Origin of the sequence: Sulfitobacter sp. R18_1 (assembly GCF_017743915.1) — a bacterium.
GTDB classification, from domain to species: domain Bacteria; phylum Pseudomonadota; class Alphaproteobacteria; order Rhodobacterales; family Rhodobacteraceae; genus Sulfitobacter; species Sulfitobacter faviae.
Genome location: NZ_JAGHRG010000003.1, coordinates 1 through 16,365, shown reverse-complemented (window position 1 = coordinate 16,365; position 16,365 = coordinate 1). Strand labels below are relative to the sequence as shown.

Sequence of the window (16,365 nt, the reverse complement as noted above, 5' to 3'; positions counted from 1 at the left end):
CCCCCTCAGGCAAGTGCTGCGGCGATACGTTCGGCCAGACGGGCGGCCACGGCATCCTTGCCCATGCGCGGCCAATCCTCCGCCCCGGCCTCGGTGATCAGTGTCACGGCATTCTCGCGCCCGCCCATGATGCCGGTGGCGGGGGAGACGTCATTAGCGACGATCCAGTCACAGCCCTTGCGCGCGCGTTTCGCGGTGGCATGGGCCAGCACGTCGTCAGTCTCGGCGGCGAAGCCCACGACGAGCGGCGGGCGGCCGTCGCCGCGCTGGCTGACGGTTTTCAGGATGTCGGGGTTTTCCGCGAAAGACAGGCTGGGCAGCCCGTCTTTCGATTTCTTCAGCTTTCGGTCCCCTGCCCCCTGCACGTGCCAATCGGCCACCGCGGCGGCAAAGACGGCGGCATCGACGGGCAGAGCAGCCTCTACCGCCTGCATCATCTCTTGCGCCGTTTGCACCGGCACCACCTCGACGCCCTCGGGCGGGGCGACTTCGGCGGGGCCGGTGACAAAGACGACCTCAGCCCCCAGAACCGCCAGCGCCCGCGCGATGGCCGTGCCCTGCGCCCCGGAAGAGCGGTTGGCGATATAGCGCACCGGGTCGATCGGCTCATGGGTGGGGCCCGAGGTGACGAGGATGCGCTTGCCCGCAAGCGGCCCCTGCCCCAGCCGCGCCTCGACTGCCGCGACAATCTCAAGCGGTTCGGCCATCCGTCCCGGCCCGTATTCACCGCAGGCCATATCACCGTCGTTCGGTCCGACCATGGCGATGCCATCGCCGCGCAGGGTGGCGATGTTGCGCTGCGTCGCGGGGTGCTGCCACATCCGCACGTTCATCGCAGGTGCCAGCAGCACTGGTGTATCGGTGGCCAAAAGCAAGGTCGATGCCAGATCATTCGCCGCCCCCTGCGCCATCTTGGCCATCAGGTCTGCCGTGGCGGGGGCGACCACCAAAAGGTCCGCCGCGCGGCTAAGTTGGATATGGCCCATCTCGGCCTCATCGCCGAGGTCGAAAAGATCGCGAAAGACCTTCACGCCGGTCAGGGCGGATACGGAAAGCGGGGTGACGAACTCTTCGCCCGCGCGGGTCAGCACCGGTGTCACCTTGGCTCCACGCTCGCGCAGACGCCGGATCAGATCAAGGGATTTATAGGCGGCAATGCCGCCGCCGATGATCAGCAGAATATGTTTGCCCGACAGCATAAAGACCCCCCGTTTGCGTTGGGGAGACCTTAATCCGGGGCGGGGAAATCTGCCAGCCCCGGAAGGGATCGCGATGCGGGGTCAGGCCAGAAAGGCAAAGACCTCACGCGATTGCATCTCAAGCGACTTGCGCATCTTGCCAAAGGCCGCGGCCTCAAGCTGGCGGACCCGCTCTTTGCTGAGGCTGAGTTCATCGCCAAGGCTTTCCAAAGTTCGCGCAGGATCCCGCAGTTTACGTTCGCGCACGATGAATTGCTCACGCTCGGACAGGCCCTGCATTGCCGCCAGCAACCAGTTCCGCAGCTGCGCCGTGTCATGCTCTTCCTCGACACGCTCCGCCGCCTGCGCGCTTTCATCAGCCAGCGCTTCGATCCACTCGCGGCCCTCATCCTCGGCGCTCTGCGTGGCGTTCAGAGAGTAATCCGACCCCGACAGACGGCCTTCCATCATCTCGACATCATGCAGCGGCACGCCGATCTCGGTCGAGATCATCTGGCGCAGCTGGTGCTTGTCCAGCGTCTCGCCCATGGCCGTGGCCTCACGCTCCAACCGAGCCTGCACGCGGCGCATGTTGAAGAAAAGCGATTTCTGAGAGGAGGTCGACCCCGTCCGCACCATTGACCAATTGCGCATCACATGGTCCTGAATGCTCGCCTTGATCCACCAAACCGCATAGGTCGAGAAACGCACACCGCGGTCGGGGTCAAATTTGTCGGCGGCCTTCATCAGGCCCAGACCGGCCTCTTGAATCAGGTCGTTCATCGGCGCGCCGTAGCGCTTGAACTTGCCGGCCATCGAAATCGCCAGACGCATGTAAGCAGTGATCAAACGGTGCAACGCTGCCTCATCCCGGTGATCGCGCCACGCATAGGCCAATTCCAACTCCGTCTCGGCATCGAGCAATTCGGCCTTCATTGCGGTGCGGGTGAGTGAAAATTCGCGAGCGGTCTGCAATGACATTTGGTATCCCCCTTGAGAAATGCGCGGCGCACCTTGTGATGGGCCTTTGGTGGAGATACGCAGAGACATGCCATTTGGTTCAAATATTTGGTGAGAAGATGTTGCCTAGAACTACCTTTGCCCTAGGCGGGGCGGCCTCGGGCAAGTCGGAATGGGCAGAGGCCCTCGTAAATTCCAGCGGCATGTCAAAGACTTACCTCGCCACCGGTCGCATCTGGGATGACGAAGTTCAAGAACGCGTGAACAAGCATCAAGCAAGGCGCGATGCGGGGTGGCGCACCGTCGAATGCCCGCTCGATCTGACCGAACCGCTGGCGAAACTGCCCGCCGGCGAAATCGTGCTGATCGACTGCGCGACCATGTGGCTGAGCAATCACCTGATGGAAGGCAGCGATCTGGAGGCCGCGCAGACGCAGCTTTTGCAGGCTCTGCGGGGCTGTGCCGCGCATTGGGTCGTGGTCTCGAACGAGGTCGGCCAAGGGATCGTGCCCGAGAACGCCATTGCCCGCCAATTCCGCGAGGCGCAGGGGCGGCTTAACATCGCCTTGGCCGCCGAGGCGGATACGGTGGTGCAGGTCGTCGTCGGCCTGCCGCAACTGCTGAAAGGGGAGATGCCATGACCATTTGGCACTGGGTGCGCCACGGCCCGACCCATGAGAAGAACTTCGTCGGCTGGCGCGATGTCCCGGCGGACCTTTCCGATGCGCCCCGACTGGCGCGGTTGAATCTGCATCTGCCGGATGAGGCGCTGCTTGTCTCCTCGGACCTGATCCGCGCTGTGCATACGGCGGATGCGCTGGCCCAGCCCTCCCGCCGCCGCCTGCCCCATGAGCATGAGCTGCGCGAGCTGCATTTCGGCGCTTGGGACGGGCTGCATTTCTCCGAAGTCGCCGCGCGTGACCCGGACCTCAGCCGCGCCTATTGGGAGACCCCCGGCGATGTCATGGCCCCCGAGGGCGAAAGCTGGAACCAGACCAAGGCGCGCGTCGACCGAGTTGTAGCACGGATCAACGCGGCCCACCCCAATGCCCATGTGATCGCCGTGGCCCATTTCGGCGTGATCCTCACGCAGGTGCAGCAGGCCCAAGGCGGCGGCCCGCTGGAGGCGATGGCCCATAAGATCGACAACCTCTCGGTGACGCATCTGTCCCACGACAACGGCCAATGGCGGGTCGAAGGGATCAATCACACGCCCTGACCCACAGCGCCGTTAACCATTCCTAAACCCGTCTTGCCTACCGATTAACCATAGCAAGACGGAGCAGGGGTAATGGTGTCGCGGGCCTATACGGTCGCATTTCAAGGGGTCGACGCGCGCATCGTCGAGGTGCAATGCGCGGTCACCGCCGGGCTGCCGGGCTTTTCCATCGTGGGGCTAGCGGACAAGGCCGTGTCGGAAGCCCGCGACCGGGTGCGCACGGCGCTCAGCGCCTTGGCCATCGCGCTGCCGTCCAAACGCATCACCGTCAATCTCTCCCCCGCCGACCTGCCCAAGGAAGGCAGCCATTTCGACCTGCCCATCGCGCTGGCACTGCTCTCAGCGCTGGATATCCTGCCGGATGACATCACCCAGAATGTGGTGGCCTTGGGGGAGCTTTCGCTCGACGGGACACTGATGCCCGTGGTCGGCGCCCTGCCCGCCGCCATGGCCGCCGCCGCCGAGGACCGCAGCTTGCTCTGCCCCGCAGGGTCGGGGGCGGAGGCCGCCTGGGTGGGCAAGACACAGGTCATCGCCGCCGCCAATCTGGGCGACGTGGTGCGCCATTACACTGGGCAAGTGCCGATCATCCCCGCCGAGCCGGGCGAGGTGCCCCTCACATTGCCGGGCCGCGACCTGCGCGAGGTCAAAGGCCAAGAACGCGCCAAACGCGCGTTGGAGATCGCCGCCGCCGGGCGGCATCACCTGATGCTGGTCGGCACGCCGGGGTCGGGGAAATCCATGTTGGCCGCGCGGCTGCCCGGCATCCTACCGCCGCTGACGGCATCCGAGGCGCTTGAGACCTCGATGATCCACTCCCTCGCCGGGCTGCTGGATGAGGGCGGCATTTCCCGCAGCCGTCCCTTTCGCGAGCCACATCACACGGCCTCTATGGCCGCGATCATCGGAGGCGGTCGGCAAGCGCGACCGGGGGAAGCATCTCTCGCCCATAACGGCGTGCTGTTCATGGATGAGTTCCCCGAGTTCAACCGCACGGTCCTCGAAACCCTGCGTCAACCGATCGAGACTGGCGAGGTCATGATCGCGCGGGCCAATGCCCATGTGAAATACCCTTGCCGCTTCATGCTCGTCGCGGCGGCGAACCCCTGCAAATGCGGCTACCTGCCCGACCCGGCCCGCGCCTGCGCCCGTGCCCCGGCCTGCGGCGAAGACTATCTCGGCCGCATCTCCGGCCCGCTGATGGACCGGTTCGACCTACGCGTCGACGTGCCGCCCGTCAGCTACAGCGATCTCAACCTGCCCGCCAACGGTGAGACCTCGGCCGAGGTCGCAGCAAGGGTCGCCGCCGCGCGGGCGCTTCAATCCACGCGCTACGCGCCGCATGACGGGATTTCGGCCAATGCCGATGCGGCGGGTGACTTGCTTGAAACTGTCGTCAGCCCGGATGCCGAAGCACGCACGCTGCTTCTGCGCGCAGCAGAACGGTTTTCCCTGTCGGCGCGCGGGTATCACCGGGTCATGCGTGTCGCGCGCACCATCGCCGATCTTGCGGGGGAACCCGAGGTCCGCCGCCCCCATATGGCCGAGGCGATCAGCTTTCGCCTGCCCGATCCGGCAGCAGGGCATTGATCCAATCGGCGAGGGCCGCAAGGCTCTGCCGCGCCTCGGGTAGGTGGTTCTGAAACAGCGGCCAGACATGCGGCAGGTCATGGAGCTCCTGCAAACTGGTCGACACGCCCGCTTCGCGCAGACGGGCCGCCAATCGGCGGCTGTCATCGCGCAGGATTTCGCTGTCACTTACGGTGAGCCAGACGGGCGGTGCGCCTTTGAAATCGGCGAGAATGGGACTCGCCCGGGGGCTCTCCGCATCCTGCCCCTGAAGATAGAGCCGCGCCATTTCCGTCGCGCGGGCGGCGGGCAACAACACGTCGCTTTCGGCATTCTGCGTGAAACTCGGGCCGGAAAACGTCAGGTCCAACAATGGGGAAAGCCCAAAGGCGCCAGCAGGCAGCGCCGCCCCCTCGCGACAAAGCTGCGCCATAAGATCGAAAACCAGCGCGCCGCCCGCGCTGTCGCCGCCAATCACGATGTCCCTCGCGGCGAAGCCCATTTGACTCAGCGCATCCCACGCCGCGCGGATGTCTTGCGCAGGTTTGGGAAAGGCCGCTTCCGGCACGCGTGCATAGCGCGGCAGCACCGCCCGCGCGCCGGTCAGCAGGGTTAGGCGCGCGACCATCGCCCGGTGCGTCTCCGGGCTGCCAAAGACGAACCCGCCGCCATGGACGTAGAGGATCACACGCCCTTGGGAGGCCTGCGGCGGCGTAAGCCAAAGCGCCGATCCCGCCCCCGGCAGATCACGCCATTCTGCATGCACCTCGCGCGGCCCTTTGAAAAAGAGCCGCGCCTGCATCTCCATCGTGGCCCGCAGGAACTGCGGGTTTGCATGCGCCAGCAAAGGTTTCTCTGTCAGACGCAGGTAGCGGTTCAGAAGATGCTGGCGCAGGCTCACCCGCGCTTGGCCTCAATCGCCTCCCAGATTTTTCCGGCGATATTCTCGCCATCGAACCGTTCCAGCTCTTGAATGCCGGTGGGAGAGGTCACGTTAATCTCGGTCAGATAATCGCCGATCACATCGATCCCGACAAAGATTTGGCCCTTTTCTTTGAGCAATGGCCCGATGGCCGCACAGATCTCCAGATCGCGCTCGGTCAGCCCGACCTTCTCAGGCCGCCCGCCGACATGCATGTTCGACCGTGTCTCGCCCTCCGCCGGGACGCGGTTGATCGCGCCCACCGGCTCCCCGTCCACGAGGATGACGCGCTTGTCACCCTTGGACACGGCAGGCAGGAATTTCTGAACGATGAGCGGCTCACGCGAGAAGCCGGTGAACAATTCATGCAGCGAGGTGAGGTTGCGGTCATTGGCGTCCAGCCGGAACACACCGGCCCCGCCATTGCCGTAAAGGGGTTTCAGAATCACATCGCCATGCTTCGCCTTGAAGGCTTTGATGGTCGAAAGGTCGCGCGCAATCGTGGTGGGCGGCGTCAGATCGGGGAAGTCGAGAACCAGAAGTTTTTCGGGGTAATTGCGGACCCAAAAGGGATCGTTGACCACTAAGGTGGTTTCTTTCAGCCGGTCCAGCAGGTGGGTCGAGGTGATGTAATGCATGTCGAAAGGCGGGTCCTGGCGCAGCCAGACCACGTCGAAATCCGCCAAATCGACCTCGCGCTCTTCTCCGAACCGGGCATGATCGCCCTGCACGCGCTGCACGGTAAAGTCATAGCCCCGCGCAGTGATCCGCCCTTCTTGGTACGCCAGATGATCGGGCGTGTAGAAGAACAGCTCATGCCCCCGCGCCTGCGCCTCTTCGGCCAGCCGAAAGCTGCTGTCGGCATTGATGTTCACGTCCCCGATCGGGTCCATTTGAAAGGCGATTTTCATCGGCGTCCCCCGCTGCTTACCTTTGTCGTGATCCGACCCGGACCGACGGTGCAGGCTTTCGGGATCGCTTCTTAGATGGCGCAGCAGGGGCCTATGCGCAATGGGTCAGCCGTGGCCAAAGGCGTTTTCGATGATTTCGGTGGCCCCCTGCCCATCGACAAGCGCCACGTCAAAGCGCACCTCGGTCAGGCTTCCTGCAGGTTCGCCAGCAAGAAATTCCTCGGCGGAGCGGTAGATGCGCTGCATCTGTCGGGCCGAAAGGCTTTCGGCGGCCCGTGCGAAACTACGGCTTTGTTTCACCTCGACAAAGATTAAGGCAGCCCCATCGCGCAGGATCAAATCAATTTCACCAGCGCGGCCGCGCCAACGGCGGCGCGCGATGGCAAAACCGCGCCTTTCATAGTCTTGCGCGATGCGGTTCTCGGCAGCAATCCCAGCGTGATAGGCCATGCGCCCCCGTTGGCGCTTGGTCGCAGTTCGTATCCCCGTATCACCCTGCGCCATTTTCATTGCTCCGACCCGTGTTCTAACCTTTGCCGAGCGCCAATGCCGCTTGATAGACCTGCCGCCGCGGCAGGCCATGGGCCTGCGCCACCAAATCGACAGCGTCACGCATCGACATATCTGTAAGCGCCCGTTGCAAATCTGTTTCTAGGTCAAGGTGATTAACAGAGTCTGAACGGCTGCGATCAATCAGCACGACCACTTCGCCTTTCGGTGCCTTCGCTTGATAAAGCCCGGCGAGGTTTTCTAGGGTATCGCGCTGGATCTCTTCGAATTTCTTGGTCAACTCCCGGCACATTGCCGCTTTGCGCCCCGCGCCCAATGCCGTTGCCGCATCGCGCAGCATGGCGCCGAGCCGTTTGGGCGATTCGTAGAAAACTAGTGTCCCCGGCACGTCGCGCAGCTTTTCCAGCGCCGCGATGCGTGCCGATTTACTATTGGGCAGGAAACCCGCAAAGAAAAATGCATCCGTCGGCAGGGCGCCCAAGGCCAGCGCGGTCAGCACGGCCGATGGTCCCGGCGCGCAGGTCTGCATCACGCCCGCTTCGGCCGCGGCGCGGCTTAATTCAAACCCCGGATCGGCGATCAGCGGCATGCCCGCCTCCGACGCATAGGCGACTGATTTGCCCTCGCGGATGGCCGCGATCAGCCGCTCTTGCACCGATGTGCCGCTGTGATCGTGCAGCGCCAGCACCTTGCGTCCATCAAGCGGCACCCCATGAATTTCCATCAGCCGCCGCAGGCTGCGCGTGTCCTCTGCCGCCAGCAGATCTGCCGAGGCCAGCGTGTCGAGCGCGCGCAGGGTGATATCGCGTGCGGTGCCGATGGGGACGCCCACGAAATAAAGTCCCGGGGCTAGCTCTGTCTTGTCAAATTTCAACGCTGGACCCGCCTTTCGCAGTCACTATGATCGCGGCCATGTTCCGGCGACCATCGTCGTCTTGCCACCACCGGGGAGTGAATACAAATGATTGCCTGTTTCCGCGCCATCCGCAAGAAGATGCACCTGCTCTTGCTGCCGCTCTTCGCGGTCCTGCTGGCGGCCTGTCAGCCTGTCGCCACGGGCGGCGCCAATTCCGGCGGCCCGCGCATCGACCCTGCGGCCCCCGTCCCCGTGGCGCTCTTGGTTCCGCGGGGCGGCACGGCCAGTGATGAGTTGCTGGCCAAGAACCTCGAAAACGCCGCGCGCCTTGCGATGCGCGATCTGGATGGCGTCCAGATCGACCTGCGCGTTTATGGCACCGCGGGCAATGCCAGCACAGCCGCATCCGTCGCTGCGCAGGCGGTGAATGAAGGGGCTAAGATCATCCTCGGCCCGGTTTACGGCGAAGCGGCCAATGCGGCTGGGGTGGCCGTGGCCTCCTCCGGGGTCAACGTGATCTCCTTCTCGAACAACCCGACCATCGCGGGTGGCAATGTTTTCGTGCTCGGGCCGACCTTTGCCAATACCGCCAACCGGTTGGTGAGCTTTGCCAAGCGCAACGGCAAAGACAAAATGGTCGTGCTGCATGGTCAGGACCTTGCCGGACAGTTGGGCCGTGACGCGATCGTTCAGGCGATCAGCGCCAATGGCGCGACGCTGGCAGGCACCGTCGATTACGCGCTGAGCCAAGAGTCGGTCGTGGCCGCCGTGCCGCGCGTCAAAGCAACCATCGAAGGCAGCGGCGCCAATGCGCTCTTCCTCACCACCTCCTCGGCCAGTGCCCTGCCGCTTTTCGCGCAGCTTCTGCCCGAGGCCGGCATCCAATCGGCGACCACACAATATGTCGGTCTGACCCGTTGGGACATCCCCGCCCAAACGCTGGAACTGCCCGGCGTTCAGGGCGGCTGGTTCGCCCTGCCCGACACGGCGGCGAGCGGTGCCTTCTCGAACCGTTACACCGCGGCCTATGGCAGTGATCCGCACCCTCTGGCCGGGCTGGCCTTTGACGGGATCGCGGCGATCGGCTCCTTGGTGAAGGGCGGCAAATCCAACGCGCTTTCCGGGGCCGCGCTGACCCAAGGGGCGGGCTTCCAAGGCGCCAGCGGCATCTTCCGCCTGCGGCGCGATGGCACCAACGAACGTGCGCTGGCCGTGGCCACGATCCGCGACAACCGCGTCGTCGTGCTCGACCCGGCACCGCGCGGCTTTGGCGGGGCTGGTTTCTGAATTGGACCTCGCGAAACCGACAACAACATCAGGCGCGCGTCGACACCCGCGCCTGATTTGCGCGCCCGAGCAAATCTTTGACGACACAGCCATCTGGCAGGCCCTTTCCCAGCGCGACAGCACGCTGGAGGGCGCGGCCCTCAGGGCCGAGATCGTTCCCCTGATCCAAGAAGCCCAGCAGGCGGGCCGCAAAGCCATCGCGGCGGGCTTTGCTGAATCGCCCTTCGATGCCCGGGCGATGACCTCTTCCTACACCTATCTCACCGACCAACTGCTGCGCTGCGTCTTGCAGATTGCCACGCAGGTGCTGCACCCCAACCCGAACCCGACCGAGGGTGAACGGCTCGCCATGATTGGCGTCGGCGGCTATGGCCGGGGAGAGATGGCGCCCTTTTCCGATGTCGATCTGCTGTTCCTCATTCCCTACAAGGCCACCGCATGGTCGGAGAGCGTGATCGAATCGATGCTCTATATCCTGTGGGATCTGAAGCTGAAGGTCGGCCACGCCACCCGCACGATAGAAGACTGCCTGCGGCTGGGAGCGGATGATTTCACCATTCAGACCGCCCTGCTGGAAAACCGTTTCATCGACGGCGATGTGTCCCTTGCGCAAGAGCTTTCCGAACGGCTCAAGAACGAACTTTTCTCAGGCGCGGGAAAGGATTTCATCGAAGCGAAACTGGAGGAGCGCGACAATCGCCACCTGAAACAGGGTGAGCGCTATATGGTCGAGCCCAACGTCAAGGAAGGCAAAGGCGGGCTGCGCGATCTGCATTCGTTGTTCTGGATCGCCAAATTCATCCATGACGTGGACCGGGTCGCGGATCTGGTCGATCTGGGCGTTTTCCGTGCCGATGAATATGACACCTTCCGCGAGGCCGAGGCCTTTCTCTGGGCCGTGCGGGGGCACCTCCACCTGATTGCCGGGCGCGCGACGGAACAGCTGACCTTCGACATGCAGGTGCAGGTCGCCCAAGCCATGGGCTATCAGGACATCGGCGGCCGGCGGGGCGTCGAGATCTTCATGCAGGCCTATTTCCGCCATGCCACCGCGGTGGGGGATCTGACGCGCATCTTCGTCAGCGGGCTTGAAGCGTCCCATATGAAGGCCGAACCGCTGCTGGAACGCATCTTCCGCCGCCGCCCGAAAATCCGCGAGGGGTTTCAGGTGGTTCACAACCGCATCGCGGTGAAGGACGACGAGGAGTTTCTACAAGACAAGCTGAACCTGTTGCGCATCTTCGAAGAGGCCCTGCGCACGGGAATGTTGATCCACCCCGATGCTATGCGTCTGATCAAGGCCAACCTCGCGCTGATCGACGACGACATGCGCCGCACACCCGAGGCGCGGCGCATCTTCCTCGATCTGCTGCTGAAGCATGGTAACCCCGAACGCTCCCTGCGGCGGATGAACGAATTGGGCGTCTTGGGCGCCTTCATCCCTGAGTTCGAGCCGATCGTCGCAATGATGCAGTTCAACATGTATCATTCCTACACGGTGGACGAACACACCATCCAATGTATCGCCAACCTCGCCCGGATCGAGAAGGGCGAGCTGGAAGAGGAACTGCCCGTTGCCTCCTCGATCCTGAAACGCGGGGTGAACCGCAAGGTGCTCTATGTCGCGCTGCTGCTGCATGACATCGGCAAGGGGCGGCCCGAGGATCATTCCATCATCGGCGCGAAACTGGCGCGGCGCATTGGACCGCGGCTGGGGCTGAAACGCGATGAGGTCGATACGGTGGAATGGCTGGTGCGCTATCACCTGCTGATGTCCGACATGGCCCAGAAACGCGACATCGCCGATCCGCGCACAGTGCGCGATTTTGCCAAGGCGGTGCAGACGGTCAAACGGCTCGACCTGCTTTGCGTGTTGACGGTCTGCGACATTCGTGGCGTCGGGCCGAATACATGGAACAACTGGAAAGCGGTGCTGATCCGCGCGCTCTATCGCCAGACCGAGCGGGCGCTGGAAACCGGGCTCGAAGACCTAAACCGTGAAAACCGGGGCGCGGAGGCCAAGAAAGCCCTGCGCGCCGCGCTCTCCGATTGGCCGCGCAAACGTCTCCAGCGTGAGACGGCCCGCCATTATCCGCCCTATTGGCAGGGTCTGCATGTCACCGCCCATATCGCCTTTGCGGAACTGCTGCGCGACATCGGCAATGACGATATTCGCATTGATCTGCACCCCGACGAAGACCGCGGCGCGACGCGGGCCTGTTTCGTCATGGCCGATCACCCCGGCATCTTTGCCCGGCTCGCCGGGGCGCTGGCGCTGGTCGGCGCCAATGTGGTGGATGCGCGCAGCTACACCACGAAGGACGGTTTCGTCACCGACGCTTTCTGGATTCAAGACAGCGAAGATCAACCCTATGAGGCCAGCCGCCTGCCGCGGCTGCGCGAGATGATCCTCAAGACCCTGCGCGGCGAGATCGTTGCCCGCGATGCGCTGAAATCCCGCGATAAGGTCAAGAAACGCGAACGCGCCTTCAAAGTGCCCACGCATATCACCTTCGACAACGAAGGGTCGGAAATCTACACGATCATCGAGGTCGACACCCGCGACCGGCCCGGTCTGCTCTATGACCTGACGCGCACCTTGGCGGCCTCTAATGTCTATATCGCCAATGCGGTGATTGCGACCTATGGCGAACAGGTGGTCGATACCTTCTACGTCAAGGATATGTTCGGGCTGAAATACTATACCGAGGCCAAGCAGCGCACCTTGGAGAAACGCCTGCGCGAAGCGATTGCCGCAGGGGTGGAGCGGGCGGAGGGCTAGCCCCCCGCCTCCGCCTCATCGGCGGGTTTTCGCCACCCGCTCTTTGGCCGCTTTGCTTTGCGCATCAGATCCTCAAAATCTCTTCAACCCGTCGCTGAGACGGGATTCCATGAATGAGGGACATATGAGCGTGACACGCGCCGCACTGCCGAACCGGGGCCTGATGGCCCTTTGCGCCACACTTCTTCTCACGGCAGCCTGCGCCAAAGCGCCTGACATCCCGCAGACCTATGATTTCGGCGGCATCGACCCGCAGCGGCATTTCATGGCCGTGCAGACCGCCACAGACATGCGCGCCAAGGGCCAGCGCGTTTGGTGCGTGCCCTTCGCCCGCAATGTCAGCGGCATCCAGATTCGCGGCAATGCGGAAACATGGTGGGGCAAGGCCAAGGGGCTTTACCCGCGCGGCGATGATCCCGTCGTCGGTGCTGTGATGGCCTTCAGCGCCACCCGCTCCATGCCGATGGGCCATATCGCTGTGGTTTCCGATATCGTCTCACCCCGCGAAATCCGGGTGGATCACGCCAATTGGAAGCGCAACGAGGTTTCGCTCAAAATGGCGGTGATCGACGTCTCCGACGACAACGACTGGTCCGCCGTCCGCTTGGAAAGCCAGCCGGGCGCCTTTGGCAGCACCTATCCGATCAATGGGTTCATCTACCCCACGGGGGGATAAGCGCCGCCTTGCCCCGGCGGGTGGCAAGGCATTTCCTGCCGCTCACCGCGATTGCACCGGGTGAACGCCCGCGCTAGGGATCACCGCAGCGCAATTTAAGGCTCCTGCGATGAAACCTATCCGTCTTATGTCCGGCTTTTTCACTGTCGGGGTCTGGACCCTGCTGAGCCGCGTGCTCGGCTTCCTGCGCGAAGTGCTGCTGCTGTCGCTCATTGGCCCCGGCCCGGTCATGGACGCTTTCGTTGCCGCCTTCCGCCTGCCCAACATGTTCCGCCGCTTCTTTGCCGAAGGCGCGTTCAATGCGGCCTTCGTGCCGATGTTCGCCAAAAAGCTGGAGGGCGAGGAAGGCGCCGGGACATTCGCCCGCGATGCCTTCAACGGCCTATCGCTGGTGGTGCTGGCGCTGACCGCTTTGGGCATGATCTTCATGCCCGGTCTGGTCTGGCTGACAGCCGAAGGTTTCGTCGGAGACCCGCGCTTCGACTTGACGGTCGCCTTTGGCCGCATCGCCTTTCCCTATATCCTCTGCATGTCGCTGTCGGCGCTGTTCTCGGGCATCCTCAACGCCACCGGACGCTTTGCCGTGGCCGCCGCAGCACCGGTGCTGCTGAACATCTTCGTCATCGCCGCCATGACCTTCGCCGCGCTCACCGGGGGCGAAGTGGCGCTTTGGCTGATCTGGTCGATCCCCGTCGCCGGTGTGGCACAGCTGGCGCTGACATGGCGCGCCGCGGCCCAAGCGGGTTTCCCGCTGCGCCCCTCCCGCCCGCGCTGGACCCCCGACATGCGCGCGATGATCGTCATCGCCCTGCCCGCCGCGCTGGCCTCGGGCGTGATGCAGATCAACCTCGTGGTCGGGCAATTGGTGGCCAGCCAATATGACAAGGCCGTCTCATGGCTCTTCGCCGCCGACCGGCTCTATCAACTTCCCTTGGGCGTGGTGGGCATCGCCGTGGGCATCGTGCTGCTGCCCGACCTGTCGCGCCGCCTGCGGGCCGGAGACGACGCAGGCGCGCAAACCGCGCTCAGCCGCGCCGCCGAGATTTCGCTGGCACTGACGATCCCCTCGGCGGTCGCGCTGATCGTGATCCCCTTCGCACTGGTCACCGTGCTGTTCGAGCGCGGCGCCTCGGGCGTCGATGACACCGCCGCGATTGCCACGGCGGTAATGGTTTACGGCCTCGGCCTGCCCTCCTTCGTGCTGCAAAAAATCTTGCAACCGGTCTATTTCGCGCGCGAAGACACCCGCCGCCCCTTCCATTTCGCCTTGATCGCCATGGTGGTGAACGCGGCGCTCGCCATCGGCCTTGCCCCCTTCATCGGCTGGATCGCCCCGGCGGTCGCCACGACGCTGGCAGGCTGGACGATGTTTGCATGCCTCGCCATCGGCGCGCGGCGCTTTGGCGACGCCGTTAAATTCGACGCGCGGTTTCACAAACGCATCTGGCGCATCCTCATCGCCTCCGCCGCCATGGGCGGCGCGCTCTGGCTGGGCAATGCCGCGCTGCAACCGATGCTTGGCCTGCCGTGGTGGCGCGGGCTGGCGCTGGTGCTGCTGCTTATCATCGCTGCGGTCAGCTACTTCGGTGTCGGCCAGCTGATCGGCGCATTCCGCCTGTCGGAGTTCAAATCGGCAATGCGGCGCGGTTAACGCTGCTGCAACCGCGCCCGCAGTCGCGCCCATTCCCCGGGCGCGACAAGAAAGCTCAGCCCGAAACCACAGATAAACCCGGCGAGCTCCGCCACCCAGAGAAAACCAGTCTCGAAAAAGATTCCCCAGAACAGTTGCAACCCCATCAGCAGCGCGATCAGCGTAAAGGCCTGATACTGCGGCCCGCCCGAACCCAGCAGCCGCCGCCACATCACGAAACTATAGCCGCCGATCAGCCCGTAAACATTGGGATAGGCCCCGGCGAGCCAAACCGGATCGTTCAACAGCGCCCCGTAAACCAGCGCCCCGCCAATGCCCGACAGCACGAAGATCACCACAAACGCCAATTGCCCCATCGCCTCGGCCACCATCTTGCCCAGAGCCAATAGCAGCACCACGGCAAAGATCGCATGGGTAAAGCCCAGATGGATGAAGGGGTAAGTCACCACCCGCCAGATATGTTCGATCGGGTACTGGCCTGCGCCAATCATCGCGTCAAAAATCAGCCCCGAGAAGCCAAAGTCGCGCACCAGCGCCAGTCGCCAGCCTACGGCAGCGGGGCCACCCACCAGCCCGGCCTCGGCCAGAGAGAGCACCACCTCGACCCCGGCGATGGCCAGAAACAGAATGACAACCGCGGGCGGCAACGGGTTCACGGGGGGCTGGAGGTCTGGGTCTTGCATGGGCGCTCCTTGACGGGGTTCGCGGCCAGAAGTAAGCCTGCCGCGCAAGACTTTCCAGCCCAGAGGTGCCTCCAGATGTCCGAGACCCAATTCACCCCGCGCGTGTTTTCCGGCATTCAGCCCTCGGGCGACCTGCATTTGGGCAACTACCTCGGCGCGCTGAAACGGTTCGCCGATGCGCAGGAAAAGGGCGTGCAATCGATCTACTGCATGGTGGACCTGCATGCGATCACGGTCTGGCAAGACCCGGCGGACCTGAAGAAAAGCACACGCGAGCTCTGCGCCGGTTTCATCGCCTCGGGCATCGACCCCGAAAAATCCATCCTGATCAATCAAAGCCAAGTGCCTGAGCACGCGCAGCTGGCTTGGGTCTTCAACTGCGTCGCGCGCATGGGCTGGATGGGCCGCATGACCCAGTGGAAGGACAAGGCCGGCAAAAACGCCGAAGCCGCCTCGCTGGGGCTTTTCGCCTACCCCGCGCTGATGGCCGCCGACATCCTGATCTACCACGCCACCCATGTGCCGGTGGGCGAGGACCAGAAACAGCACTTAGAGCTGACCCGCGACATCGCCGCGAAGTTCAACCACGACTACGGTGTCGATTTCTTCCCGCTCACCGAACCGGTGATCGAAGGCGCGGCCACCCGCGTCATGTCCCTGCGCGACGGGTCCAAGAAGATGTCGAAGTCCGACCCCTCGCCCGCGAGCCGCATCAACCTGACCGACGATGCCGACACGATCGCCAAGAAGTTCCGCAAGGCGAAAACCGACCCCGACGCCCTCCCGTCCGAGGCCGAGGGCCTGAAGGACCGTCCCGAGGCGCGCAACCTCGTCAATATCTACGCCGCCCTCAGCGACCAATCGGTCGATCAGGTGCTGGCGGAGGTCGGCGGCCAGCAATTCGGCACCTTCAAGCCTGCGCTGGCGGAGCTGGCCGTCTCCAGAATGGGCCCGATCACCGCCGAAATGCAGCGCCTGATGGCCGACCCGGCCGAGATCGACCGCATCCTCGCCCGCGGCGCGGAACAGGCGCGCGAGATCACCGCCCCGATCCTCAAACGCACCTATGAGATCGTCGGCATGGTCGGCTAACCACCAAAACCCCTAGCGCCCCCCAAAGGCGCTAGGGCCTGTCTCTTATACACATCTCCGAGCCCACGA

At 63.9% G+C, this 16,365-nt stretch carries 15 protein-coding genes; 8 read left to right on the top strand and 7 right to left on the bottom strand.

From position 1 onward, the window contains the following. Positions 1–5 precede the first annotated feature (5 nt). Both coaBC and J7392_RS07645 read right to left on the bottom strand, forming a co-directional pair. Complete coding sequence (gene coaBC / locus J7392_RS07650) at positions 6–1,199, bottom strand: bifunctional phosphopantothenoylcysteine decarboxylase/phosphopantothenate--cysteine ligase CoaBC (protein ID WP_209217016.1); 1,194 nt, start codon at positions 1,197–1,199, stop codon at positions 6–8. Between the two features lie 81 nt (positions 1,200–1,280). Further along, on the bottom strand, positions 1,281–2,159 hold the full coding sequence (locus J7392_RS07645) for an RNA polymerase factor sigma-32 (protein ID WP_067265311.1): 879 nt from the start codon (positions 2,157–2,159) through the stop codon (positions 1,281–1,283). Positions 2,160–2,257: 98 nt separating this feature from the next. Between J7392_RS07645 and cobU the strand changes: the two genes are divergently transcribed. The 3 genes from cobU (at position 2,258) to J7392_RS07630 (ending at position 4,947) form a co-directional block, all read left to right on the top strand. Continuing rightward, complete coding sequence (cobU, locus tag J7392_RS07640; protein WP_209217015.1) at positions 2,258–2,779, top strand: bifunctional adenosylcobinamide kinase/adenosylcobinamide-phosphate guanylyltransferase; 522 nt, start codon at positions 2,258–2,260, stop codon at positions 2,777–2,779. Beyond that, positions 2,776–3,357 carry a histidine phosphatase family protein gene (locus J7392_RS07635; protein ID WP_209217014.1) on the top strand — a complete coding sequence of 194 codons (582 nt, stop codon included), beginning with the start codon at positions 2,776–2,778 and terminating at the stop codon, positions 3,355–3,357. Before cobU ends, J7392_RS07635 begins: the two co-directional genes overlap by 4 nt. Positions 3,358–3,429: 72 nt before the next feature. Further along, entirely contained in the window at positions 3,430–4,947 is a 1,518-nt protein-coding gene (locus J7392_RS07630) for a YifB family Mg chelatase-like AAA ATPase (protein ID WP_209217013.1), read from the top strand. On the opposite strand, the gene J7392_RS07625 is transcribed toward J7392_RS07630, so the two are convergent. From J7392_RS07625 to rsmI, 4 genes are all read right to left on the bottom strand, one after another. Next, positions 4,910–5,827, bottom strand: a complete 918-nt coding sequence (locus J7392_RS07625; protein WP_348540691.1) for an alpha/beta hydrolase — start codon at positions 5,825–5,827, stop codon at positions 4,910–4,912. The two genes, J7392_RS07630 and J7392_RS07625, sit on opposite strands and share 38 nt — an antisense overlap. Then, positions 5,824–6,759, bottom strand: coding sequence for a glutathione synthase (gene gshB, locus J7392_RS07620; RefSeq protein ID WP_209217012.1), 936 nt, complete (start codon positions 6,757–6,759; stop codon positions 5,824–5,826). Before gshB ends, J7392_RS07625 begins: the two co-directional genes overlap by 4 nt. A 105-nt stretch (positions 6,760–6,864) precedes the next feature. Beyond that, complete coding sequence (locus tag J7392_RS07615) at positions 6,865–7,263, bottom strand: YraN family protein (protein ID WP_209217011.1); 399 nt, start codon at positions 7,261–7,263, stop codon at positions 6,865–6,867. Positions 7,264–7,285: 22 nt separating this feature from the next. Beyond that, positions 7,286–8,143, bottom strand: coding sequence for a 16S rRNA (cytidine(1402)-2'-O)-methyltransferase (rsmI, locus tag J7392_RS07610; protein ID WP_209217010.1), 858 nt, complete (start codon positions 8,141–8,143; stop codon positions 7,286–7,288). Positions 8,144–8,230: 87 nt separating this feature from the next. Here rsmI and J7392_RS07605 point away from each other — a divergent pair, with 87 nt between their 5' ends. The 4 genes from J7392_RS07605 to murJ all read left to right on the top strand — a co-directional run bounded on the left by J7392_RS07605 (position 8,231) and on the right by murJ (position 14,521). Further along, positions 8,231–9,412 carry a penicillin-binding protein activator gene (locus J7392_RS07605; protein WP_067265323.1) on the top strand — a complete coding sequence of 394 codons (1,182 nt, stop codon included), beginning with the start codon at positions 8,231–8,233 and terminating at the stop codon, positions 9,410–9,412. After that, a complete protein-coding gene (locus J7392_RS07600) occupies positions 9,312–12,194 on the top strand; it encodes a [protein-PII] uridylyltransferase (RefSeq protein WP_247744502.1) in 2,883 nt (960 codons plus the stop codon). The genes J7392_RS07605 and J7392_RS07600 overlap by 101 nt, the downstream gene beginning before the upstream one ends. 124 nt (positions 12,195–12,318) lie before the next feature. Further along, a complete protein-coding gene (locus J7392_RS07595) occupies positions 12,319–12,870 on the top strand; it encodes a CHAP domain-containing protein (RefSeq protein WP_247744501.1) in 552 nt (183 codons plus the stop codon). A 109-nt stretch (positions 12,871–12,979) separates the two neighbouring features. Continuing rightward, positions 12,980–14,521 carry a murein biosynthesis integral membrane protein MurJ gene (gene murJ / locus J7392_RS07590; protein WP_209217009.1) on the top strand — a complete coding sequence of 514 codons (1,542 nt, stop codon included), beginning with the start codon at positions 12,980–12,982 and terminating at the stop codon, positions 14,519–14,521. Here the strand turns inward: murJ and J7392_RS07585 are convergent. After that, positions 14,518–15,204 (bottom strand): rhomboid family intramembrane serine protease, encoded by a 687-nt coding sequence (locus J7392_RS07585; protein WP_209217008.1) that lies wholly within the window; start codon positions 15,202–15,204, stop codon positions 14,518–14,520. The genes murJ and J7392_RS07585 overlap by 4 nt on opposite strands. A gap of 75 nt (positions 15,205–15,279) precedes the next feature. On the opposite strand from J7392_RS07585, the gene trpS reads away from it, so the two are divergent. Further along, positions 15,280–16,296, top strand: a complete 1,017-nt coding sequence (gene trpS / locus J7392_RS07580; protein ID WP_209217007.1) for a tryptophan--tRNA ligase — start codon at positions 15,280–15,282, stop codon at positions 16,294–16,296. Positions 16,297–16,365 lie beyond the last annotated feature (69 nt).